The organism is Microbacterium sp. H6, from assembly GCF_003314775.1.
Taxonomy (GTDB): Bacteria; Actinomycetota; Actinomycetes; order Actinomycetales; family Microbacteriaceae; genus Microbacterium; species Microbacterium oxydans.
On record NZ_QOAY01000245.1, the window covers coordinates 19,803 to 20,180 of the forward strand.

The 378-nt window shown below is 70.4% G+C and carries 1 protein-coding gene; it reads left to right on the forward strand.

What is annotated here, in order from left to right; all coding sequences use genetic code 11:
• A partial coding sequence (locus DSP71_RS24080; protein ID WP_309472629.1) for a glycoside hydrolase family 3 N-terminal domain-containing protein occupies positions 1-378 on the forward strand: 378 nt, incomplete at both ends.

Below are 378 nucleotides of genomic sequence, written 5' to 3' on the forward strand. Positions count from 1 at the left end.
GCACTCGGAATCGACTCCGCGTGCGCCGCCGAGCGCGTCGCGGCGGCGACCACCGCACAGGAGCAGTTCGTCGCCTCGACGCTGAAGCACTTCCCCGGCCACGGCGCCGCGCCCGGCGACTCGCACCGGGCGATCCCGAGTTCCACGATGGGTCGGGAGGAATGGCGTGCCACGGAAGCCGTGCCTTTCGAGGCGGGCATCGACGCCGGGGCCTCCCTGCTCATGTACGGTCACCTCGCCTACACCGAGATCGACCCGCTTCCCGCGTCGCTCTCGCCGGTCTGGCACGACATCGCCAGAGAAGAGCTCGGCTTCACGGGGGTGGCGGTGACAGATGACCTGGGGATGCTGCTGTCGTCGGGAGACCCCGCCTATGCC